General features: G+C 35.8%; 23 protein-coding genes. All 23 read right to left on the bottom strand.

All coding sequences use genetic code 11. The features are described 5' to 3' along the window. Positions 1-5: 5 nt before the first annotated feature. Positions 6-1850: a hypothetical protein gene (locus EHQ24_RS18125; RefSeq protein WP_167483103.1), complete on the bottom strand. Its 1845-nt coding sequence runs from the start codon at positions 1848-1850 to the stop codon at positions 6-8. Further along, entirely contained in the window at positions 1851-3113 is a 1263-nt protein-coding gene (locus EHQ24_RS18130; RefSeq protein ID WP_135603000.1) for an N-acetyl sugar amidotransferase, read from the bottom strand. Then, the gene (hisF, locus tag EHQ24_RS18135) at positions 3110-3976 is read right to left on the bottom strand and encodes an imidazole glycerol phosphate synthase subunit HisF (protein WP_135603001.1); all 867 of its coding nucleotides are present in this window, start codon (positions 3974-3976) and stop codon (positions 3110-3112) included. The genes EHQ24_RS18130 and hisF overlap by 4 nt, the downstream gene beginning before the upstream one ends. 3 nt (positions 3977-3979) lie before the next feature. Next, a complete protein-coding gene (gene hisH, locus EHQ24_RS18140) occupies positions 3980-4606 on the bottom strand; it encodes an imidazole glycerol phosphate synthase subunit HisH (protein WP_135603002.1) in 627 nt (208 codons plus the stop codon). Continuing rightward, on the bottom strand, positions 4603-5733 hold the full coding sequence (locus tag EHQ24_RS18145; protein WP_135603003.1) for an N-acetyl sugar amidotransferase: 1131 nt from the start codon (positions 5731-5733) through the stop codon (positions 4603-4605). Before EHQ24_RS18145 ends, hisH begins: the two co-directional genes overlap by 4 nt. Beyond that, complete coding sequence (locus tag EHQ24_RS18150) at positions 5730-6446, bottom strand: acylneuraminate cytidylyltransferase family protein (protein ID WP_135603004.1); 717 nt, start codon at positions 6444-6446, stop codon at positions 5730-5732. The genes EHQ24_RS18145 and EHQ24_RS18150 overlap by 4 nt, the downstream gene beginning before the upstream one ends. Beyond that, positions 6436-7095: a hypothetical protein gene (locus EHQ24_RS18155; protein WP_135603005.1), complete on the bottom strand. Its 660-nt coding sequence runs from the start codon at positions 7093-7095 to the stop codon at positions 6436-6438. Before EHQ24_RS18155 ends, EHQ24_RS18150 begins: the two co-directional genes overlap by 11 nt. Before the next feature lie 8 nt (positions 7096-7103). Beyond that, positions 7104-7892 carry an SDR family oxidoreductase gene (locus EHQ24_RS18160; RefSeq protein WP_135603006.1) on the bottom strand — a complete coding sequence of 263 codons (789 nt, stop codon included), beginning with the start codon at positions 7890-7892 and terminating at the stop codon, positions 7104-7106. After that, positions 7892-9502 carry a 3'-5' exoribonuclease domain-containing protein gene (locus EHQ24_RS18165; RefSeq protein ID WP_135603007.1) on the bottom strand — a complete coding sequence of 537 codons (1611 nt, stop codon included), beginning with the start codon at positions 9500-9502 and terminating at the stop codon, positions 7892-7894. The genes EHQ24_RS18160 and EHQ24_RS18165 overlap by 1 nt, the downstream gene beginning before the upstream one ends. 5 nt (positions 9503-9507) lie before the next feature. Continuing rightward, positions 9508-10446, bottom strand: a complete 939-nt coding sequence (locus tag EHQ24_RS18170) for a hypothetical protein (RefSeq protein ID WP_135603008.1) — start codon at positions 10444-10446, stop codon at positions 9508-9510. A 33-nt stretch (positions 10447-10479) separates the two neighbouring features. Further along, positions 10480-11532: a pseudaminic acid synthase gene (gene pseI, locus EHQ24_RS18175; RefSeq protein WP_135603009.1), complete on the bottom strand. Its 1053-nt coding sequence runs from the start codon at positions 11530-11532 to the stop codon at positions 10480-10482. Continuing rightward, a complete protein-coding gene (locus EHQ24_RS18180) occupies positions 11529-12215 on the bottom strand; it encodes a formyl transferase (RefSeq protein ID WP_135603010.1) in 687 nt (228 codons plus the stop codon). Before EHQ24_RS18180 ends, pseI begins: the two co-directional genes overlap by 4 nt. Positions 12216-12218: 3 nt before the next feature. Next, positions 12219-12908 (bottom strand): PIG-L deacetylase family protein, encoded by a 690-nt coding sequence (locus tag EHQ24_RS18185; RefSeq protein ID WP_135603011.1) that lies wholly within the window; start codon positions 12906-12908, stop codon positions 12219-12221. 17 nt (positions 12909-12925) lie between these two features. Next, positions 12926-13387: a GNAT family N-acetyltransferase gene (locus tag EHQ24_RS18190; RefSeq protein WP_167483104.1), complete on the bottom strand. Its 462-nt coding sequence runs from the start codon at positions 13385-13387 to the stop codon at positions 12926-12928. A gap of 10 nt (positions 13388-13397) precedes the next feature. Then, complete coding sequence (locus EHQ24_RS18195) at positions 13398-14321, bottom strand: glycosyl transferase (RefSeq protein ID WP_135603013.1); 924 nt, start codon at positions 14319-14321, stop codon at positions 13398-13400. Between the two features lie 30 nt (positions 14322-14351). Beyond that, positions 14352-15047: a pseudaminic acid cytidylyltransferase gene (gene pseF / locus EHQ24_RS18200; protein WP_135603014.1), complete on the bottom strand. Its 696-nt coding sequence runs from the start codon at positions 15045-15047 to the stop codon at positions 14352-14354. Beyond that, complete coding sequence (pseC, locus tag EHQ24_RS18205) at positions 15044-16228, bottom strand: UDP-4-amino-4,6-dideoxy-N-acetyl-beta-L-altrosamine transaminase (protein WP_135603015.1); 1185 nt, start codon at positions 16226-16228, stop codon at positions 15044-15046. The genes pseF and pseC overlap by 4 nt, the downstream gene beginning before the upstream one ends. Continuing rightward, the gene (locus EHQ24_RS18210) at positions 16225-17976 is read right to left on the bottom strand and encodes an ABC transporter ATP-binding protein (RefSeq protein ID WP_244310503.1); all 1752 of its coding nucleotides are present in this window, start codon (positions 17974-17976) and stop codon (positions 16225-16227) included. The genes pseC and EHQ24_RS18210 overlap by 4 nt, the downstream gene beginning before the upstream one ends. A gap of 9 nt (positions 17977-17985) precedes the next feature. Next, entirely contained in the window at positions 17986-19065 is a 1080-nt protein-coding gene (locus EHQ24_RS18215) for an NAD(P)/FAD-dependent oxidoreductase (protein WP_135603016.1), read from the bottom strand. 2 nt (positions 19066-19067) lie between these two features. Beyond that, the gene (locus tag EHQ24_RS18220; protein ID WP_135603017.1) at positions 19068-20075 is read right to left on the bottom strand and encodes a phosphoglycerate dehydrogenase; all 1008 of its coding nucleotides are present in this window, start codon (positions 20073-20075) and stop codon (positions 19068-19070) included. Positions 20076-20136: 61 nt separating this feature from the next. Continuing rightward, the gene (locus EHQ24_RS18225; RefSeq protein WP_135603018.1) at positions 20137-21084 is read right to left on the bottom strand and encodes a GDP-L-fucose synthase family protein; all 948 of its coding nucleotides are present in this window, start codon (positions 21082-21084) and stop codon (positions 20137-20139) included. Between the two features lie 58 nt (positions 21085-21142). After that, positions 21143-21481 carry a MarR family EPS-associated transcriptional regulator gene (locus tag EHQ24_RS18230; RefSeq protein WP_135603130.1) on the bottom strand — a complete coding sequence of 113 codons (339 nt, stop codon included), beginning with the start codon at positions 21479-21481 and terminating at the stop codon, positions 21143-21145. A gap of 147 nt (positions 21482-21628) precedes the next feature. Continuing rightward, positions 21629-22423, bottom strand: coding sequence for a hypothetical protein (locus tag EHQ24_RS18235; RefSeq protein WP_135603019.1), 795 nt, complete (start codon positions 22421-22423; stop codon positions 21629-21631). Positions 22424-22568 lie beyond the last annotated feature (145 nt).

Raw genomic sequence — 22568 nt, forward strand, 5'->3', positions numbered from 1 at the left:
TTTGGCTACTTCATAGACTTAATGGCTAAATGAACACGTTCTTTCACTTTACCATCAGACAACTCACCGTATAGTTTTGTAGATACTTTCTTGATCTCAAGTTTTAGATCGGAGTCATCCTCTACTAAAAGTCTAAGTCGATCTCTGAAAGTATCAAAATTTTTACAGATAATTCCAGATCCGAAATAATCAAAGGTATCACCAATAATAGATTTGATGTTATGAGTATAGTCATGAACTAATACGGGTTTTCCAACAGAAATCGCTTCATCCATAAGTGAAGTGTGTTTCCCTATGATAATATCTGAATTCTGCGCTAAGTAGTAACTATAGAATGAGATTCCATATTCATAGGAAAATATAATATTTTTAAATTCCTTTAGTCGAAGTTTTACCTGAAAAAAATATGGCAACTCCAACCAATCTATCATCTTATACCTTAATGTAAAAAGGGAATCTTTAAATTCAGTCGCAAGATCCATAATTTCGTTTAAAAAATGTGCCTGCGCTTGCCAATTCAGGAGAGGATTTACTTGGCTTTCTACCCAAGTCATGTCGCAATGATAACCTAATACTAAAATTCTTTTATTATAATCACCTAAAGAATCTTCGTTCGCACTCTTGGGATACTTTCTAAAAAACTCATCTGTTCTATATTGTCCTACTGGAATAGAGTTTGTGAAAAAGTAATTCTTTGATTTTTCCATGACCAATTGGCTGTCAAGACCTGATACGAGATATTGATCCAAAATAACAGTCGCTGACTTATAGTATGTATAAACAAACCTTTCCTGAACGCCGATTGTCAGAACACCATGCGACTCTAATGCCAAAATCAATGATTTGGGGCAAATAATATCATAATCAATATAAGCCTGCTTCAATTGTTTAAAAGAAGACAGATCGTTTTTATGTGCAGTAAATTTTAAAGCAAGGATCAATATTCTAATCTTTACAGAAAGATAGGACAATCTTATCGATAGAAAATTAAGTATGTATACCAACTTAAGACTGATTGAAATTATATCTTTTAAGCTTAATCTCTTCGCAGGAGTCAGTTTAAACCAAGGAAGTTCTTCTGAAGGAGAATTATATCCAGAATAATCAAAATGAACTAAGTTTTTTGGTTCAAAAAAAGAATCAGTATCACTATAGTATAAACTCTTTTCGTATAAACTCCCATACTTTAAACCAGAATGAGTCACATAAGCATGTTCATATTTTTCCCAGCCGAAATGAGGTTCCGGACGAAATTTTTCATTTAAGTTTGGTTTCTTTGAAACCAAACTTCGAACCTTTAAAAAAACACTAAGGATAACTTTAAAAATAAAATTGAAATAGCCGATTAGATTGGGGAATGGAATCACTAGCCTTATGCAGTTAGTAGGCAGTTTTGGAATAGAAAAATCCTCTATAGAAAAGCTAACTAAAATGATTTTTCTTTCAGGAAAATTTTCACGCCAAAAGATCAACTTGCTACCTAAAGAAGTGAGTTTCAGCGCAACAAAATCTAATAGATATAAACATATTTTCTCATCTAAATTCTTCACGTTTGGAAATAAATTTCCTAACTTATCCAATTGGAGGTGTTGCAGTTTTTGATCCAACCAACTCCAAGAGTATCCATTTGGATCACTATCAGCATCTGCAAAAGTAGAAATTTTCTTTAATTCAGCAATTGGTAAGGCAATAACTCCAACTTTTTTCAGAAAATTCGCCAATTTTTCGCTATTTTTACTAGTGAGTTTTAAATAATAAACCTTTCGAAAAAATATCCTAATTAGTATTGCAAAAAAAGAACTAACGATGGTTAGCTCCGAGAAAATAATATCTAAAGAGAAATGAAACAATTACTTATAATATCCTTTCCCGATTAGAATATAATTATCATCTAAAAAATCTGGTCTTTTATTTTGGGTATATCTAAACTTACATTCGTTTTCGACAAGATCCAATCTAACTTGATCTATTTCAGACTTTCTACTATTTTCATTTTGGAATGGATCTGGATTCTTTAGTTCCCATTCCCAATTTTGATTTCTAAACCATATTTTTGGATTTCGATGTTGATCTAAAATAAATTTAAACCCGTTTTCAGTCATTCCGAACCATTTCAAAAATTGGTTCAGATTTTTAGGCCCTTTTATTGAGTATTCTTTTATTAACTTAATCCCGTCTTCTCTGCTGAGTCGACGAAGTCGGATCTCTCGACAAACATGGTCTGTTACCTTTCCATATCCGTGTTTAATAAACTTTATATAATCGTGAACATCAGAATAATTGAAACAATCAACATCATTGTAAGTATCAAAGGTTCGTGTTTGTTCACTAGTTTCATAATCATAAAGCTCAATCATTTTCTCATGTTGCGCTTTGCTGTCCCAGCGGATATAATTGTTCAGATAAATTCCGCGAACTCCGATTCGTTCAATCTCTTTGTCATGCGGATAACGAAACTGCAAAATATCCGATTCTTCAATTCCATCAAATTCATCAATTAGATCTTCAGCTTCGAAACCCATTAAATCATGTTCTTTTCGGTATTTTCTAGTCATTTCGACTTCATTAAGATGAGAAAACATCCCCACTTGATCGATACCTTGGTGGGCGCCCCAAATGATCAAAGGGATTTTAAATTTCACAGCCACTTGCACTGGATATACGGTTTGTCCCGCAATACAATGCCAGTAAATACTACCCATTTTTCGAAACGTGCCGCGTGTGATTTTTTTTACCGTCTCAGGACTTACCGTAAGTGTCATGATATCAAGATTAAATTTGATTCGAAGATTGGCAAGGTTGCGAATTCCCAGATCCGTATTGTAGTGTTTGTTGTATGTAACTAATAAAGGATTAAGACCTAATACATTTTTTACTGTATGAACTATAAAATAAGAATCCCTTGCTCCGCTGACTGGCACGATACAATCGTAGTTATTTCCTGATTGGTTACGGTAATTCTCTGTTATCTGCTTTAATTTTTGAAATCTCGCATTCCAATCGAGTAAGTCTTTTTCTTCATGGATTCGGCACCCACTGCAGACTCCATCTTCATCAATTGTAATCTTGAGTGGATGAAGTTCCGAATATAAACAACGACTGCAAATCTTCATATAGTCTCTTTTTCAATTCGGAGAAAAAGCATTTCCTCCAAAATCTTATCATCTTTTTTAGTGAGTCTCATATCAGAATCAAATGTATTCTCTGAATAATTTGCATGAGTTTCTAAACGAATATTTTCATTTTTGTAAACAATAGATTTTGAAACATTAACGCTGTGCTCAGTAAAATGAAAAAAGTTAGCAGCAGCTGCCGCAGAAACATTTGTTTTTGAAAAAACTTGAACCATATCCGCTGCATTTCTCGCACCACCGCAACAAATTACCGGTATATGGACTGAATTTGTAACCGACTGAATCAAATCTAAATCATAACCTAGATAAGTTCCATCTCGATCCACTGAGTTTATAAAAATTTCACCAGCACCATAGTCTGCAAGTTTCTTTGCGTAATCAGTAGGATCCATTCCAGTGGCTTGTTTTTTTGTGTAATCGTAAACCTTATAGCCATTTGAAGTTTTAAGGACATCAACTGATGCCACTACGCATTGATTTCCATAAGCTAAGGCAACCTCCTTAACAAAGGAAATCTCATTCCAAGCAATCTGATTCAAGGAAACTTTATCTGCACCAGCGCTCATCAACTCATGAACTTGGTCCATTTGCCTGATCCCACCGCCAACAGTAAGCGGAACATAACATTTCTTTGCTGCCCTCCGGATCATTTCGTAATTCGGCAGTTTTTGATCCTTTGTTGCTGAAATATCGAGATAAACAATTTCGTCAATGCCCCATGAGGTAAGAAATTCTAATGTTATCTCTGGTTTGCCTATAGGCAAATATTTACGAAAGCCGATACTCTGTATTACGATATCGTCCTTCACGATGACTACTGCTATGATTCGTTTTTTAAGCATGTTTTATATGGAAGATAAAAAACTTCTAAAAAGTTTCAAACCACTGATATGGCTTTTTTCAGGATGGAATTGTACGCCAAATATATTATCCTTTTGAACAGATGCTGTGATCTTGGCTCCATAATCACACCAAGAAGAAATAAATTTCGATTCGCATTCGAAATGATAACTGTGATCAAAATAAAAATGAACATGATCGGAATTATTTTTAAATATTGGTTCTTCCTTTTCGATATTTATATCATTCCAACCTACGTGTGGAATTGGAAATTGATTGTTTGTATCTATTTTTTTCACTTGTCCTGGAATCCAGTTAAGACCTTCATGAAGTCCATTTTCTTCTGAACTTGTTGCAAAGAGTTGCATACCGAGACAAATTCCAAGAATTGGTTTTTTCTTCACCAATACTTGTTCATTCAAAACCGGTGCTAATTGCCTCTTTGCAAGCTGTTTGCACGCCTCATCAAAAGCACCAACTCCAGGAAAGATGAGAGCATCCATTGACTCAATCTCACTTTCCTTGTCTGTGATCGATACTTTCGAATAACTTAAGTAAGAAAGCGCATTGAAAATGGAGCAGGTATTGCCGACTCCGTAGTCAATGATACCAATTTTTAATTTGGTATTCAAAGTCCCACACCTACCGTAAATTTAGGTTTGTATTCACCCAGTGATACTTTTTCAAATAGATCCCTATTCACTGATTGATCCAGCTGTTCCCAAAATTCCCTAACAGTGATGCCAATGTAATTTGCAAATTTTTCAATATAATAAGGAGAACAGGTTCCATCATATTTTTGAACCAATGAAATGCCTTCTTCCCGAGTCATTGATCCATTTCGTATTTCTTCGTTCACGTAATCAGTCACTCTACCAAAACCATATTTTAGATATTTTATCATTTGGTTAAAAGTCACAAAATCGTCATCTAAAGCGGTAACTCCATACGGATCTCCAATTTCCCAAGGTTTATCATCTCTTATTTCTAAACCACGTAACATTGAAAATATTCCATTATTGACAAGTGACCAATCCTTCCAAAAATAACCTAGAAAAGTAATTCGTAAGTTAGCTTGTTCCATTTCTTCAGGACTCGGATAACAATACTGGAGGATTTGATTTTTTTTGATTTCCTCTGAAATAATCCAAGTTATATCACCGCCATTCAATGTATTCATTTTTCGAAGGTTGTTACCATCACTTCCGCTTTTTCCTAAGATTGCTGTTTCACCCAATTGTAAGGCAGAATTTTCCCCCCACCAGATAAGTGGGATCTGGTAGGCTATCGCAAATTTGGGAACACTGCTAAATAAAGCTAATTCCGTAGATCGAAAACTATTGGTATACTGCCGAAAACCTTTCCGTTTTAGGTCTCTCCAAATCCCAGGTGCAGGATTGATCGTAACACAATCAAAACCATGAGAAATCATATTGGATATATTTTCGACTCCTCGCTGTGTGACCTGTTCCGGAGGATAACCGAGCGAAACCAGGAGTGGCTTCATTTTTAAGGTTTCTTTAACAAAGAGTGCTTGCCTTAGACTGTCTTTCCCACCACTAACACCAATGATACAATCATATCCAGAATGATTATTTGCCTTACCAAAGCTGACAATCGCTTCCAACTCACTTTTACGGTCTTCCCAATCTACGTCCTTTAACGAGTCGTGGTATTTACAAGCAGGACAAATCCCGTCACTATAGAAGACTGAATTTGGTCTTGTGTCAGGTTGTAGGCAAGATTTACAAAATTTCATAAAGAGTGATATTTTTCTTTCATAAGGACTTCAGCAACTTTGAAATCAATTACTGAATTGATATCGTGACCAGAAATAGAATCAGTCAAATATGCATAGGAATCGTTTGTAAAAATAGAACCATTCTTCGCAAAACAATCCCATTCAATCACCGAAGTTGACCCGCTCGGTTGAAAATAAGTCGGTAATTCCTGACGGTTTTTTAACTTTACATCATCAGATAAAAAATCAGCCAAAGAATTATTCTCAGGAATCGTGTTGCAATGGAGGGGATTTGCCTTTGCTTCTATCATTGTTACATAGGCTTTTGCATTAGGATCATTAACTAATGCCTCTATCACTAAATCAATTTCGATTTCATCCCGTAATGGATGGGTAGGTGTGAGAATAACAATATAATCGTATTTAACCCCCTCTTGTTTTTCAAAATATTCCATTGCATGGAAAATTGCATCTTCTTGTTTTGCTTTATCACCGGAAATATTATCTGGCCGCTTAAAAGGTACATCAGCACCGAACTCCTTCGAAACTTTTATAATTTCCTCAGAATCCGTAGTTACAACCACTCTATCAATGTATTTCGATTTCTTAGCAGCCAGTATTGTCCAAGCAATTAAAGGTTTTCCTTGTATCGATTTTATATTTTTACCTGGAACTTCCTTCGACCCACCTCTAGCGGTGATGATACAAACAACTGATTTATTATTTATCATACTTCAATCTAAACCTTTTTTTAACTTTCTCATCAATTGTATAATACACAAGATTTTCTAAGTAACTTGAAACTTTTTCATTATACTTACGTAACCTTGGACAGACTTCTTCAATCACTACATCTATGTGATATTGATCAAGATCTAAGAAAACCCAACTTAATGTGTTATCTAATTTATCGAGTGCTTTAAACAATAGAAGTTCAGGGGAATAAAACTCAATTTGATCGTAGAATTCTTTTCGATATACTTTATCTTTTTCCCGTTTCCTATCTATTGAAATAGTTTGAATTTTTTCCAAATTCTTTAAACTAATGCCTAAGCCATCTTGGATTTGCAATTCAATTACATTATGACTTAATCCAAACAATACATCCTGAATCGTCGGTTCTGATAACAGAGAAACATAAGACAGAGTAACACGAATCGGGTGATTCATATAATTTCGATAAGGTTCATCTGTTAGCTTCTTATCAATGGAATGAAGCAACTCATCTAAAGTATCTACTTGTGTTAAGCCAAACCGAACTAGTTCATTTTTCAACGTCCCAAAATACTCATTCGTATCGAAACCAGCCGAGTGAAACTTATATTCGATTTCTTCATCAAAAGGACGAAACTGGAAAAAGCTATTTCTTTGATCGACCATAGACGTCATCAGTGGCTCCTCAGAAGCCCCCCATCAACAGGAAGACTTAATCCATTCAAAAAGCCGGCATTTGGTGAACATAAAAATGCAATAATTTCTCCAAACTCTAATGGCTTCGGGAAATAACCCGTTGGGAAAAGCTGATTTGAATTATTTATAATTTCATCAACTGATACATTTTTCTCGATTGCCTCTCTCTTTGATAATTCAAAAGTGCGATCGGTTAAAACTCCGCCTGTCAGTATAGAATTGCTGGTAATTCCGTGTTTTCCATACTCACGAGAAATTGTCTTACTATAGGCGCCAACAGCAGCTCTTGTTAAATTAGAAAGGACCATACCTTCTTCCGGCTCTTTTGCCGTAGTAGACGTTAAGTGTATCAACCTGCCCCACTTTTTTTTGACCATAAAGGGTAACGCCAATTGTGAAGTTAAAATCTGGATCTTCAAATTTACATCCAACGAACCCTGAAGATTTGTCTCAGAAATTTGATCGCAATGAATCGGAGAAGGACCCGGTGAATTGGTGATCAGGATATCTACTCCGTCTAAGGAATTGAACAAATCCGATACTTTCTTTAAATATTCAGTTATATTTTTGGCATCAGCTTCTAGTATACTAGGCCTGATATTTGTTTTTGAATCAATTTCACTAGATGCAATTTTTAAATTTTCCATATTGGATGAAGAAATAGTAACACTAGCTCCTTCAGCAGCCAAAGCAGTTGCAATTCCCTTTCCGATTCCCTTGCTTGCGGACATAACAAAACACTTTTTATTCTTCAAACCAAGATCCATTAATAAAACATCCTTTTAAACTCAATTAGATTCGAAAATTTCTTGTTTAAATCATACATGTATCTTCTATCTTTTCTAAGGAAAAAATATTCGGTTATTGCAAATAAATCGAAATAAATTCTAGCAATACCATAGAGATTAAAATCGAGCAGATTATTTTGCGATATTTTACTTTTTTCTAACATTGGCCGAATCTCACTTACAAACTTAAGCTTAAATTCATTTAAATTCATTTGTTTTGTAAAAATGCTGTGACGACAAATTTTAAAGACACAGTGAGTTACAGAAATCCCTACATTCGAAAAGCATAGATCTTCAAGATCAATAAATCGAACTTTTTCATCATCAACGATCACATTAGAATGGTTTAAGTCAGCATGAACAAATGCGTTCGAAGAGAATTTATCTCTATTTTCAATTACATTTTCCAATTCTTGAATGATCTCATCGTAATAGGTTTTTATATAATTTCCGATGGGAGCTGATACTTCATTTACAATCTTATCGATAAAAAAGTCCTTATCTTTCCAGATATTAAGAACATCTACATTCCATACCGAATAGTCTAAGGTAACCAATTTGGAGTTCAACTGCTTACTATTTAGTAACTCAAATAGATTCATCGCTGAATCGATAATATTTGTTAATTTTTCAGGCCGTCCATTAAATGGCTGACCGTCCAGATACGGATATATTATAAAACTAAGATCAGAAGTATTAAATACATAATGTTTCTTTCCTGCTACAGAAATTGGCCGAATCATAATATCTTCTGGGAGTAAATTCAACAATTCTGATTGAGTTTCTACTATTCTTGACTCAGCTAAAGAAAATGATCTCAGAATGTATTTTTTATTTTTCTGCTCTACAATATAGACAGAACTTTGTTGGTTCTGCTTGGAAATCTGTTTAATGGAAAATGGATCATTCGATAAAAAGTTTTCTATGGCATTAGAAAACTGCGATCCGTTCTCCACGTGACTTGCGGTGAAATTTAAGTTCGTTTCTTCAGAAAAAACAATTCCATCAAACAAAGCCAAGCCGATTCGTTTTCTAAATTGAGAAAGAATATCGCTCTCTAAAACTAATCTTAAAAAACAACTTCTCAACAATTCTGCGTCATATAACGCATTATGCTTTTTCCCTACTTTATCTAACATTGCATATTTTTCCTTATCAAAGGATGACAAGGATACTCCGGCTGTCACAAGTAGAGTACAAAAATCGATATGTTCAGCATGATTTAGATAAGGCGGGAGATCATAAAGAAAATGAAATTGAGAAGGATCCTCTTTGAAATTTTTCCAAAGATTAAACAACAAAATAATATCGTTTGTTTTACCGAAAGAAACTAGGGAAATTTTATCATCGCCAGCTTGTTTCTCTAACCATACACGAATACCTTCGGCGGTTTCTTTACTTGATACGCTTTGGGAACTATCGATCATCGAGAGGACATTTTCTTTTAGCCAATCACTAACCTGGGATTGGTCATAATCATTCAGAGTAAAGTATGCACTTTCTCCTGAAAGAGTGACCAATCCAATAGAAACCAAAGTAGTGTCGGCTCTCTCCCCGGTAAATTCTGTATCAAAAAAAACTAATTTCACAAAACTTATTTTAGATACCTAAGAGATTCTTTCTGTAAATCATCGAAGCCTTCAAACTTCATTTCACCAAGATTGACAATCGGGCAGGAATCCTTTAATATAGAATTACCCGGTGTAAACATTATATCCATAGTCATTCTATAGTTCTTTTCAGTTGCATACATTCGATGAAGCCCACTCCCACCATCAAAAACATAAACAGTTCCCTTTGGACCGATACAATGTGTTATCTCATAATTTGCATTCACATATTCTTCACTAGCAATTCGGTAGTGAAGTCCAAAATATTTTTTCTTGGACTTTCTTGCAAATAACATGTGTGGATCGTCCATTCCCACATCTTTTAGCAAAATATGATACTGTCTTAAGTTTGGAGTATCTAGATGATAAAAATTTGCAAAACCTCCATCTTTATATTTAGTTTCTCCAATATTTTTCGACGTAATGTCAGAAAACCCTGGATAAGTAATATTTAATGCTGGTGATGCCCTAAGATATTGTTGGGTGCCAGTATATTCACATAACATTTGCAAAATATTTGAATCAAGCACGCTTTGAAATAAATGTTCCTTAATCGAAAGTGAAAAGATCCTCTTATAATCCTTATCGTCTTTTTCAATCTTTTTGAAGAAATAATCATAGTTTTTCAGGATTTCTTCGGCCTCCTGTGAGAAATATGATTTTATAACGACAATACCGTTAGCTTTAAATTCATTTAAATAGGAATCGTATTCTTTCCTAGAAAGTTTAGAATTTAGTGCAACTTTCTTAAAGGCTTTTCTTCTGGAATATTTTAGATGGATTTTATAGAATTCTTTCTTTAGTAAATCCAAAAGAAAGATTTCCAGTTTATTTCCAGCACCCGCTAAAAAATCTCCATAAAAAAGGTTTAAATCCTTTTTTCGAAAGTAGTTATCTATAAAATTTAGAATCTTTTTCTTCATATTAGTTTAAGCTCACATTCAATAAAATTCTTGTCACCCCAACATCTCCCAACTTAAACCCGTTCCCCTCTTCACATCCCGGTTCACTCTCTTACCCATCACGACATCAAAAAATTTCGGTGGCAATCCATAACCTGGACGTATGCTCCTCACATTTTTTTCAGTGATCACGTCGCCAGCTTTTATATCTTCAACGACATACAAAGACCTTCGAAACACTAACGATGCTTTCTCTTTTTCGGTAGGTCCGTAATTAATTTTACCCATTGCCTGCCATGCCCTTTCCGTCTCAATGACGAGGGCTTTCAACTCTGCTGGTTCCATCGAAAATGTAGAATCGACTCCTCCATCCTCTCTTCTTATGGTAAAATGTTTTTCGATCACAACCGCACCTAAGGCAACACTTGCAACAGAAACACCAATCCCCATTGTGTGATCAGAAAGACCGACTTCACATCCGAATAGTTCACGCATATGCGGAATAGTGATTATATTCGTAGTCTCAGGAGTTGCAGGATACGTACTCGTACATTTTAAAAGAATAATTTGTTCGTTCCCAGTGCTTCTAATAGTTTCCACTGCATCAGCAATTTCCTGCACAGTTGCCATTCCAGTAGAAACGATAATCGGTTTACCAGTGTTTGCTACCTTTTTGATGAGAGGAAGATCCACGTTTTCGAAAGAAGCAATTTTGTAAGCAGGCACATTTAATTCTTCCAAAAAATCAACTGCGGTAAAATCAAAGGGACTACTAAAACAGAGAATTCCTTTCTCTTTACATCTATCCATTATCGGCTTGTGCCATTCCCACGGAGTATATGCTATTTTATATAAATCATATAGCGAACTCCCCCTCCATAAGCTCTTTGGATCAGAAATAAAAAATTCTCCATCCGATTTCTCGATCGTCATAGTATCAGATGTATAGGTTTGAATTTTTAACGCATGGGCACCAGCTTCTGCGGCAGCATCAACGATTTCAAATGCTCGTTCAATTGAATGATTATGATTTCCCGACATTTCTGCAATGACAAATGGTTTTACGTTACTCCCTATGATATGTTTCCCTATTGAAAATTGACTCATTTATCGTTACTACCTTTTAAAATAAATTCTACTTTTGCGGTTAGTTTGCCATTCGAAAAGTCGGCTTCATTGAAGCACAACTTATAATTACCATAGTTAATAAATGCATAAGGATAATCATCTGCATCAAGCATTCTGATAAAGTTATAAAGTCTACCAATATCTAAGTCACTTGGTAACTCGCTTTCTTCTGGCTTTCTTCTCTTAAAAAACGTAGGTTCACCTTTTTGAGGAAAAGGTTGATGTGATTCTGTCACTAATTTTTTAATAATTTCCCAACTTAGCTCTGATGCTCTTAAGTATATTTGCCGAGCAGAACCATCTAGGCTCAGTGGCAGTTTGAGATACACTGGTCCTGAATCTAAACCTTTCTCCATCCTCAACGCTGTTAAAACAGTATTTTGATTTCCTGCTAAGATCAAATTTTGAAGAGGAGAACCTCCTCTACCGTATGGAACATCAGTCATATGGAAACAAACACATTCATAATTATTTATAATATCCTCAGGGACAATCCAACGCCAATGGGGAAAGAAAATGAATTTTGGACTGAAATCCTTAAGTTCGGTTACTAATTTATCTGGTGTGTCTACAAATCGCCAATTTCCATCTATGTTAGAGGAATATTTTTCGTAAAGCTCCCTGTTCCAGCTCCCAACACTTGCTACCAAATATGATGACATAGTTTACTTAATAACTCTTCCTGCAATAAACGCTTCGGCAAAATTTGCTCCAATTGAAGCTCCTCGCCACTTTGCCAGAGCCTCAACAGCTTCAATTGAACGAGCGTGTGGAAAATTCCGCATTTCGGAATCGTAAGACAAAAGTGCCTCTTTTTTCTTTTTGATATGTGAATTTCCTAGCTCAAAAAATACATTAGGTTGAAAATATATACCATTCTGAATTTGCCACTCAGTACTAGAAGGAACCTCAAAAAAATAGAGTTCTCTTACCGAATGACCTGGAATTGGTCTGCAGGCTGTAACGACAGCTTCGTTAACAACTCTATGATCAATATTTAAGTCATTTCCAAAGTGGGTGAAAACGAGCGATGGGTTCAATTCATCTAATTTTTCTTCGATAACCTTTATAACATCCAATCTATCAATTGAATCCATTCGATTATCGGGAAAATCCAACAATTCAATTGATTTTGCTCCTACGACTTCCGCAGATTTTTTTGCTGAAATAGCTAAATCACCTAACTCCGTAACTTTGGAATTTCTATCACGAATTACTTGCCTACTAGTCAATCCTTCTGCCAAAATTAAAATATGAACGTTGTGACCTTCCTCCGAAAGCCTAGCCATTGTACCACCGCAGCCCAAAATCTCATCATCAGGGTGTGCGGCTATTGTAAGTATAGTCTTCTTCATATCTGTATTCTTCCGCTTTAAATATTTTTTTCAAATACTATCTTATTCGAGCCTTTAGAGTTAATTTTAAAACCATTTGAAAGGAAGCTCTTTTGAGATGCAATATTCTCTGTTTTAACCTCTCCAATTAAAGAGATTTTGTTCTTCAATAACTGATTTTCTAAATACTCGCATCCTAATTTAATTATATGATTTCCCAATCCTTTGCCCCGGTATCTTGCATCTACTGAAAAGTCAATTCTATAAGTTTTTGTTTTATTCTCTTTATCAAATCGGATCTGACCGATTGGCTTTTTTTCAGATTCTAAAATAAGTATTATTGAATTTTTATCTTTAATTTTATTTTCAAACCAAACTAGATGATTCTTCCATTCGATCGGCTTCGAATCAAACGAATTTTTTCTAACTTCAGGTTCGTTAACCCAACCAAACAGAAGTTCGCAGTCAGAAATGGAAACAGGTCGGAGGTGAAAGTCCAATTTTTTATGCCTAATCAATATCCGATGTTTGAAAGAAGTTGTTTTTTAGTATGCCTACGAGTTCTTTTGGTTCTCTTACGACTTGGGCTTTTTGAAACTCCACAAAACCACGAATATTACCTTCTTGATTCTCTGCGGTTTTAATCATAACCATAGGAACTTTACATCGATCCAATTCATAAGTGGTCTGCCCACCTGCTGTAATCGCAAAATCCATTTGGATCATTAAGTCCCGCATTTGAATGGCAGAAAGTTTTTTGTGAAGGTATGTTTTTTTATCAGATAAGTCTTTTAGTTTAATTTCGTTGGTAAACCCAGGACCAACAACCAAATGTTTCTCTATCGTGGGAAAGTTTTTTACTAACAGAGAAAGAATCGCTTCTGAAAATAAATGCGGGTCGCTACCACCGAGTGTAACCAAAATCTTCAGGGGAGGATTGTTTTTCTTTGGGATTTCAAAGTTTTCTCGAAATGGTTTTCTCAGTAAAACTCTGTCTTTACCCGTTAAAATTTTATATTTTTCAGTGTTGTATTCTAAATAAAGGCCAGGATAACCAGGATTTAATATTGTGGAATCAACGGGATACTCAATACGGCAGTCGTCATCAATGCAAATAAGTTCAGAGCAATAATCTTTTAAAGTATTATAAATTTCTAATTCCGCTAAATAAGAATCCACGTAAAAAATGAAACCACTTAGATCTGTTGTTTGGTTATACTCATCCAGAAATTCTTTTAACTGATTTTTTTCTTTCCAATTGATGGACTGAACCTGGCATGGAAAACTCCAGTGGGAAGAGGTATGATCGCTATGAAGGATCATTTGAATGGTAGTCTCACCCTCTTCCAAAAGTTTTTCGGCAAGAGCTGTGCATCTTCCCAAATGTCCAAGTCCAGTGGTAAGGAGTGCTTCTGTGAAAATCAAGGTAGGCATTGTAATATTTTTTGAATTATTAATTCAACTTTAGGCCATATTGCTAATCATCTTATATAAAACTTCGGCTCTCTCCCAGTCGTCCCCTGTGTCAATGTCTTGAACTCTCCATCTAGGAAGTTCAATGATGGACGACCACTTGTCAAATATCCTTTTACCTTCAAGCCAAGCACTTGGTTTTCCAAAATAAAACTGACCGGCATCATGGAAGGCTTCTGGCAAATCCTGGGAACGAGTACCAAAATGTTCAGGAAAAAACATTTCTATATTTCCATCTGTATCTTTCTTAAATCCTCGAAAGATAGGAAATCCAAAGGAGGTGGCAGAAAATACATATTCCCATCCCCCTTTGCGAAAAATTTTTTCTCCATTGATAAGATCGTTTTCCAGAATAAAAGGAGCAGTGGCATAGATACAAGCGACACAATCGACTTGAATGCCTTCCCTTATTATCCATTGAATGGCATGAGCAATCACAGGAATCGTTGCTGTTTGATCATCAGACAACTCACTAGGTCTCATAAATGGAACTTCAGCACCATATTGTCTGGATACTTCTGCAATTTCTAAATCATCTGTTGAAACAATCACCCTATCAAATAACTTCGATTGAATGGCTGTTTCTATCGAATAGGCTATCATGGGTTTTCCATGAAACAATTTGATATTTTTGCGAGGGATTCTCTTACTCCCACCCCGGGCCGGGATGATACATATATTCGTCAAAACAACACCTGATGCCCAATGGGAGTAATCAAAGTTTCTTTCACTCGATCCATGTCTTCATTCGTTAACTCTGGATATATGGGAAGGCTAATACACTGATTGTAATAAGACTCTGCATTAGGGAAAGAAGAAGGCAAAAACGAGTATTTTTTCTGATAGTAAGGTTGGCGATAAATCGGAATGTAATGTACGTTCACAAGGATTCCCCCTTCTCTCAATCTTTCAAATACTACTTTGCGATCAGCCAACATTTCTTTTTCTTTAACCTGAATTACATATAAATGTAACGAGGAATGATTGTATTCCATTTGTTTTGGAAGAATCAATGGAAGATCAATTAATATCTTATCATAATAGTTTTTAATCTCTTGCCTTCTCTGAACAATTGAATCTAACCTTTTTAATTGCGAAACACCTAAAGCTGCTTGCAGGTCATTCATTCGGTAATTATAACCCAAATCAATTTGTTGGTAATACCAAGGACCATCGGGTGGTTCAGTCATTTCTTTAGGGTTTCTTGTGATTCCATGACTTCTAAGTCGATAAATGGTATTTGCCAATTCGTCATCACTTGTTGTACACATACCACCTTCCCCAGTGGTAATAATCTTCACAGGATGAAAACTAAACACAGTAATGTCACTGAACTCGCAGGAACCTACTTTATGATTTTTGTAAGTACTACCTATTGCATGGGAGGCATCTTCGATGATACGAAATCCAAACTCTTTACTTAATGCGAAAATTTTCTCCATGTCGCAACTTTGACCAGAAAAATGTACGGGGATTACAACTTTAGGGAGTTTGTTCTCTAACTTAGCTCTTTCCAATTTCAACGAAAGTGCATCTGCAGACATATTATAAGATACAGGATCAATATCGACAAAGTCAACATCTGCACCGCAATACAAAGCACAGTTGGAGCTTGCAACAAATGAAATGGGACTAGTCCATACAGTATCACCAGGGCCAACATTCAGTGCTAAACAAGCCAAATGTAGTGCGGAAGTGGCACTATTAACAGCAATGCTATTCTTAACACCGACATACTCGCATATCATCTTTTCAAACAACGGCACAAGTGGTCCTTGCGTAAGAAAATCAGATCTCAGAACCGATACTACTGCATCGATATCCGCCTGATCAATACTATGTCTTCCATAAGGTATTTGGTTTTTCATGTTCGTTGGATCACTTTCCCTTCAGATAATTCAATTTTTTGGTCGCATCCATCTATCGTAGACAACCGATGTGCAATTATGAATATCGTAATCGATTTATCTAAAGAATCAATCGATTCCATAACTGCTTTTTCCGTGTCGTTATCTAATGCACTCGTTGCTTCATCTAGAAAAATAACTTCCGCATCTTTATATAAAGCTCTTGCAATACCTATCCTTTGTCTTTGTCCACCTGAAAGTTTTACACCTCTCTCTCCGACAAATGTATCAAAACCATCTGGTAACTGCTCGATATGTTCAGATATTTGCGCTTTCTTGGCTGCAATTTTTAATTTTTCAAAATCGATTTCTTCTTTTCTGTAACCAAAGGCAATGTTTTCGGCGATGGAAGAATCTGACAAAAAGATATTTTGTGGAACATGAGCTAGGTTGTTTTGCCAGAGTCTTAGATTTTCCTCATTCAACTCAATCCCGTCTACACAAATCCTACCTTTAGAAGGCACGAGAAGCCCCATCAGTAAATCCATAAGTGTACTTTTTCCACTTCCTGTCTGCCCAACAATTCCAACCCTACTTCCTTTTGGAATTGTTAAACTAACATTTGAAACTACTTCTTTTTTGGATTCATCATATTTGAAACATAGATTATCAATTTTTATATCATGATTAAAAGTAAATTTTCCAATTGGTCGATTTGAATTCTCCGTCTTAATCGGTTGATTCAAAAGATCCACGACATTTGACAAATTTTCCCGTCCAGATCTTAGATTTGACCAAGAATAATAACTTTGTTGCAAAATAGGTAAAACCCTTTGCGCAGCAATGGCGAGTGATCCCAAAATCGGAAGTGCAGACATTAGCGAATCATTTGATCTTCCGAAATGATAGGCAAAGATTCCAATCAAAGCCATTCCCAATGATTCCACTATATACCTAGGACTGGCACTATAATAATAATTTTCCGCAGAAGCCTTTCTGTAAAGCGAGTCTGAAACGCGGTAGATATTCAAAAAATAGCGTTGTGTGCCATCTAACAAAATATCGCGAATTCCACCCATCCCTTCCTGGAGAGATTTTTGAACCGTGGTTAAATTTTTTGTAAGAATCTCTCCATTCTTTTGGAGCTTTTTTTTTGAATACAAAGCAACAAACAGATAAAGCATTAAAAAAAATGAAAAAGAAATCAAAGTTGTCTTTGTATCAATCAACAATAATCCAACTATTATAAATATTAGTATAACGATAGAAGAGAGCAACGTCAGTATCGGCGTTATAATCTGAGTAACAACACTGCTTGCCTTTGATGTAATTCCAGTGATTACCTCTGCACTATTGCGGTTAATATGCACATAATAAGGCTGAAAGAGAGTTCTTTGGTATATTTCATAGCTAATGTCCGCACCAATCCCAAAAGATAATCTAGTGGTGGCGTAAATTAACAAAAGCCTCATTGCTCCAGAAACCAAAGACGCAATTATAAACCCAGCAGTCACATAGACTAATACAGCAGAAGGATCATTTACACCGAATATCCTCCAGAAAAACCGAAGTTCTTCCAAATTAAAAATCTGTGCGGGATTTGTAAGAGCTGCCAAAAAAGGGAAGACTGCACCTATGCTAAAAATTTCTGCAAAAGATGTGAATATGATTAAGGCAAACAATAAAAATAATTGTTGTTTTCTGCGCTGGTTAATTGAATACCAAAAACTAAGATATAGTTCATCTAAAATCAACCTAGAAAATTTCACAAACTTATCCTAACCAACCATCCGTACAACTTCCTCTGCAATCGCAGGAGAAGACGTAAGACCAGGGCTTTCAATCCCTATCAAATGGAGCCAATTGGATTCTTTATGAATCACAAAATCTTTCACTGCCTCTCCATTCAAAAACAAACGAGGTCTTAATCCGACATATCCCTCACTCAAATCTTCTTCCTTATAAAAATCTATGATCTTTCGCAATGACTCATAATATACACTTCTTTGTGTATTGATCGAATAATCTTCTTTTGAAGAAGCCCAATTTGAATTGGGGCCAGCGTATGCATCACCTCCCAAATGGAAAGTATAATGAACACCCAAAGCTGTAGAAGTTTTCATGGGCAACGGATAAACTAAAGTTTCATAAGGAAGCTGTCTGTTTAATCGGAAGTATTCACCCTTATTGGGACGAATTTCAAAGTTGTTACCCTTTTCATCGGATACTAATAATTCATCAGAATATAAACCGCATGCATTTACGAATAAATCTGCTTCCAACTCTTCTTTTGTATTTGATTGTAAGTCTATAGCAAAAACTCCGCCGTCTTCTCGAATCACTTTCTTGTTCTTCAAGATTTTAACCCCTGCTTCTTCTCCCAGTTGCCATAAAACTTTTAGGTAAGACGAGACATCCACAATGCCTGTTTTCGGAATCCAAAGTGAAGAATTACCAAGCACATGTTTCCAATGATTTCCGGGATTTGAAAATAATTCAATCTCAGGAATTCCTAAGCGTTTTCCATTCTCAAAGAGTTTTTCAATCTCATTTTGTTTATCTTTCTCTTCGGTTAATGTATCTGAAATTCCAGTGGTAATGACTTTCCCACATATGGAAAAAGGTATTTTGTTTTTTTCAAAAAAAGGAATCGCCAGTTCATAACCCCGAAAACATAACTTGGACTTTAGTGAGATTGGATCATAATAGATACCAGAATGCAATACACCAGAGTTTCTGCCACTGATGCCATCACCTGCATTTTCGGATTTTTCAAATACATAAACTTCGTAACCAGATTTTGCTAAGAGATAGGCTATCCAGGATCCTATGATTCCAGAACCAACAACAATCACCATCCCTATACCACCCTCTCCCAACTTCCGCCGCTAAAAAACCCAACCACATTCTCTGCAGCTTCCCTTTCCATATCTTCCCTACAATCATTGGAACACGAACCCATATGTTGGGTTAAAATTACATTCTCCAACTCACAAAGTGGTCCTTTATATGGTTCCTCATCAAATACATCCATAGCAGCTGCAGAAAACTTTCCCTCTTTTAAGGAATGATAGAGATCATTTTCATTTACGATCCCACCACGAGCCGTATTGATCAGAATTGCATTTGATTTCAATAAAGACAGTTTGGACTGATCTAATAAATTTTTGGTATCTTTTGTGAGAGGAACATGGATGGTAATGGCATCTGAATTTTTCAATAAGGTCTCTAAATCCACTTGAGTTATTGACGTTTCATTCCAATTTTTACCCAAAATACCATTCATTTTTGCAATCTGAATTGCTGACTCACTGAATCGAGTTATGGATTCCATTTGGTCTAACAAATCGCAAACAAGAATTTCTTTCGGCAAATAACCTAAAAGATGGGAAGCAACTCGTTTGCCAATCCTTCCAAATCCTAAAATTCCAATGGTAGAGCCACCAATCCTTTCCCCATAAGGCCTTGTCCATTCACCACGTCGAATTTCACGATCCGAATAAGTTACCTTTCGCATTGCATCTACAATCAAACTTAGGGCAAGCTCAGAAACAGCCGGGGATACGGCATCAGGCGTATATGCAACAGCAATTCCTTTCTCTTTGCAGAGATCCAATGGAACACTATCTAAACCAACTCCCACACGAGAGATTAATTTTAATGAATTCGTAGTTGTCACTAGAGGAGTTAATTCTTCTGTACCGGCGATCAAAGCGTCAAAATTTTGCGCTGCCTCGGTTACCTCAGACGGTTTCATTTTTCGACCAAGTGGATTAACAACCACCTGACAACCATTTGACTCCAAAACCTCAAGAGCCTTAGGACTTGTTCGGCAAAATGGAAATGTAGAAACAAAAATTTTATGCATACTTAAATGTTATTATATTGAAAAAAATACAATTTCCATTGATGAAGCACTATTCCACTCATCAATTTTGTTTTTGTAAAAAATCTTCATAAGCCAAAGCCACTCCAGCCCTTAGCTCCACTTGGTGTTTCCAACCCATTCGGTGTAATTTAGAAACATCTAATAATTTTCTAGGTGTTCCATCTGGTTTTGTTAGATCAAAAGTTAAATCTCCCGGATAACCGACAACCGCCTTTACCGTTTCTGCAAGTTCCTTAATACTCACTTCGATTCCGGATCCTACGTTGACATGTTCGCCACCTTTCGGGTCACCTGACACATCATAGTTTTGCATTAAGAAAACACAGGCTCTTGCCATATCTTCTGAGTATAAAAATTCTCTTAGCGGATTTCCAGTTCCCCAAATCACTACTTCAGGTAATTTGTTGACCTTTGCTTCATGAAAACGACGAATGAGAGCTGGCAATACATGGGAATTTTCAGGATGGTAGTTATCACCCGGTCCATATAAATTTGTTGGCATAACAGATATATAATTAGTATTATATTGACGATTGTACGATTGACACATCACAATACCGGCAATTTTTGCAACCGCATAAGGTTCATTTGTTGGCTCTAGTTTACCATCCAACAACTGACCTTCTTCCATGGGTTGTTTTGCAAATTTTGGATAAATACAAGAAGATCCTAAAAAACATAATTTTTTCACACCGTAGCGGTAGGATGCATCAATGATATTATTTTGAATTTGCAGATTAGAAAAAATAAATTCAGCCGGATAAGTATTATTTGCATGGATCCCACCGACTTTAGCGGCAGCCAGGAAAACATATTCAGGTTTTTCCTTAGCGAAATAATCCAAAACCATAGATTGGTTTGCTAAATCCATTTCAGAATGGGATCTGCCAATTACATTTTTATACCCTAATTGGTTTAAAACTTTTACTAAAGCAGAACCAACTAGTCCCCGGTGACCGGCAACATAGATCTTTGAAGATTGATTCATTAAAGCATTTTCCATTAACGATTAAGATAAAAATAAGTAAGTAATTTCATTTTCAAAATCAGGTTAATTCTTCCGCAATTTCACCTAACTTTTCTACTTCGGCTTTTAGGGCCTCGTATTCTCGTTTTTTGATTTCATAAAAATGTAAGGTGATTCTAGCCTTCTCTTCAATTCCTTGAGGAGTTAGTAGATAGGTGTAAGAAAGTTTATTTTTATTATTTCGAAAGTTATTCATTTTGATGAGGCCCTTATCCAAAAAGGCTTTCAAAATATAGTTCACCTTACCCAAACTAAGACCCAAGACGTCTGATGCGTCCCTCTGGGATAAATGAGGATTCTCCTCAAGCAATTGTAATAACTTGAGGTGGTGGTCATGGTATTGGAAGGATTCTTTCATGGCGGAAAAGTTCCGAAGAAGGTAGTGAGCCCAAGAACTAAGCATAGCTTCGCCCCCTGAGTCCCATTATTTTTACAAAATGTGTTCAGTGTTTGAACGAAGTAAAGAAATTTTTGTTCAAGTTTTGAACAAAAATTGTCAGGCCAACTAACCGGCAGAGGGAGGATACCCTCGGCTCCGAATCCAGTAAGACACATTAGAAACCAAACCAACCAAAGCCCAAAGAAAAGGGAAAACAAAAAGAACCAAATTGATTAGAGACAATTTGGATTGAATACAATCCTCTGGCGATTCATACAAGCTGACAAATCGTATAGAGTCGGAAAGTGAAACCGAATGTTTTTCGGAGAACTCTCTTAATAATTTTTGATGGTCTTCATCCGGTGGGATCAAAACTCCAAAATTTGGATGAACCCTCTCCTCTTGCCAATGATGAAACCTGTATAAACTGGACTCGAGGGCAAAGAAATGAATTTCCGTATTGGCATCCTCTTTCCATCGGAGCGGAATCAAAACATAATGCGAAGTATGGCTATTGTCCCTTCCTTTATGGTCATGTGATTTTTTATAAATGGAAGTACTTAGAATCAACTGCGGATCCAAATGATAACCATCTAATAAAAAAAACTTGGAATTGAAATTTTTGGATTCATTGGAAACCAAAGTTTTCTCTTTCAAACTCAATTCGATTTCTCTAACGATTTGAAATTCTTCTTTAAAATAAAAAAGAAAAACCAAGATACAAATAGTAACTATAATAAAAGAAACTTTCTCTACATAATTTGGTTTCAACAAGTGAGAGAAAAAAATGATCAGACACTGTGATGCGATGGTTGCGGTTAAAGCGAATGGAAATTCTAAATTTTTCCAAACCCAAATGGAAAAAAAAGTCCAAACCGCAAGAAGGAAAAGGTTTCCCAAAGTAATCAAGTAACGATTCATTTCACTATCAAAAATCCCAAATCACAATGGCAACCGTTACAACACTTACAAGCAAAATCATTAGTCAGAAAACAAGGGATTCTCTTTTGTTCAAGTTATGAACAATGTTTGCAGAAAAGAAAAGAAACCGAACGGTCTTTATCCA

Origin of the sequence: Leptospira noumeaensis, assembly GCF_004770765.1 — a bacterium.
In the GTDB taxonomy this organism is placed as follows: domain Bacteria; phylum Spirochaetota; class Leptospiria; order Leptospirales; family Leptospiraceae; genus Leptospira_A; species Leptospira_A noumeaensis.

What these genes read in the sequence shown, in the direction of transcription:
- EHQ24_RS18130 (WP_135603000.1), bottom strand. Translation starts at nt 3,113, where the DNA reads ATGAAGATTTGCAGTCGTTGTTTATATTCGGAACTTCATCCACTCAAG.
- hisF (WP_135603001.1), bottom strand. Translation starts at nt 3,976, where the DNA reads ATGCTTAAAAAACGAATCATAGCAGTAGTCATCGTGAAGGACGATATC.
- EHQ24_RS18145 (WP_135603003.1), bottom strand. Translation starts at nt 5,733, where the DNA reads ATGAAATTTTGTAAATCTTGCCTACAACCTGACACAAGACCAAATTCA.
- EHQ24_RS18150 (WP_135603004.1), bottom strand. Translation starts at nt 6,446, where the DNA reads ATGATAAATAATAAATCAGTTGTTTGTATCATCACCGCTAGAGGTGGG.
- EHQ24_RS18155 (WP_135603005.1), bottom strand. Translation starts at nt 7,095, where the DNA reads ATGGTCGATCAAAGAAATAGCTTTTTCCAGTTTCGTCCTTTTGATGAA.
- EHQ24_RS18160 (WP_135603006.1), bottom strand. Translation starts at nt 7,892, where the DNA reads ATGGATCTTGGTTTGAAGAATAAAAAGTGTTTTGTTATGTCCGCAAGC.
- EHQ24_RS18170 (WP_135603008.1), bottom strand. Translation starts at nt 10,446, where the DNA reads ATGAAGAAAAAGATTCTAAATTTTATAGATAACTACTTTCGAAAAAAG.
- pseI (WP_135603009.1), bottom strand. Translation starts at nt 11,532, where the DNA reads ATGAGTCAATTTTCAATAGGGAAACATATCATAGGGAGTAACGTAAAA.
- EHQ24_RS18180 (WP_135603010.1), bottom strand. Translation starts at nt 12,215, where the DNA reads ATGTCATCATATTTGGTAGCAAGTGTTGGGAGCTGGAACAGGGAGCTT.
- EHQ24_RS18185 (WP_135603011.1), bottom strand. Translation starts at nt 12,908, where the DNA reads ATGAAGAAGACTATACTTACAATAGCCGCACACCCTGATGATGAGATT.
- EHQ24_RS18195 (WP_135603013.1), bottom strand. Translation starts at nt 14,321, where the DNA reads ATGCCTACCTTGATTTTCACAGAAGCACTCCTTACCACTGGACTTGGA.
- pseC (WP_135603015.1), bottom strand. Translation starts at nt 16,228, where the DNA reads ATGAAAAACCAAATACCTTATGGAAGACATAGTATTGATCAGGCGGAT.
- EHQ24_RS18215 (WP_135603016.1), bottom strand. Translation starts at nt 19,065, where the DNA reads ATGGTGATTGTTGTTGGTTCTGGAATCATAGGATCCTGGATAGCCTAT.
- EHQ24_RS18220 (WP_135603017.1), bottom strand. Translation starts at nt 20,075, where the DNA reads ATGCATAAAATTTTTGTTTCTACATTTCCATTTTGCCGAACAAGTCCT.
- EHQ24_RS18225 (WP_135603018.1), bottom strand. Translation starts at nt 21,084, where the DNA reads ATGAATCAATCTTCAAAGATCTATGTTGCCGGTCACCGGGGACTAGTT.
- EHQ24_RS18230 (WP_135603130.1), bottom strand. Translation starts at nt 21,481, where the DNA reads ATGAAAGAATCCTTCCAATACCATGACCACCACCTCAAGTTATTACAA.
- EHQ24_RS18235 (WP_135603019.1), bottom strand. Translation starts at nt 22,423, where the DNA reads ATGAATCGTTACTTGATTACTTTGGGAAACCTTTTCCTTCTTGCGGTT.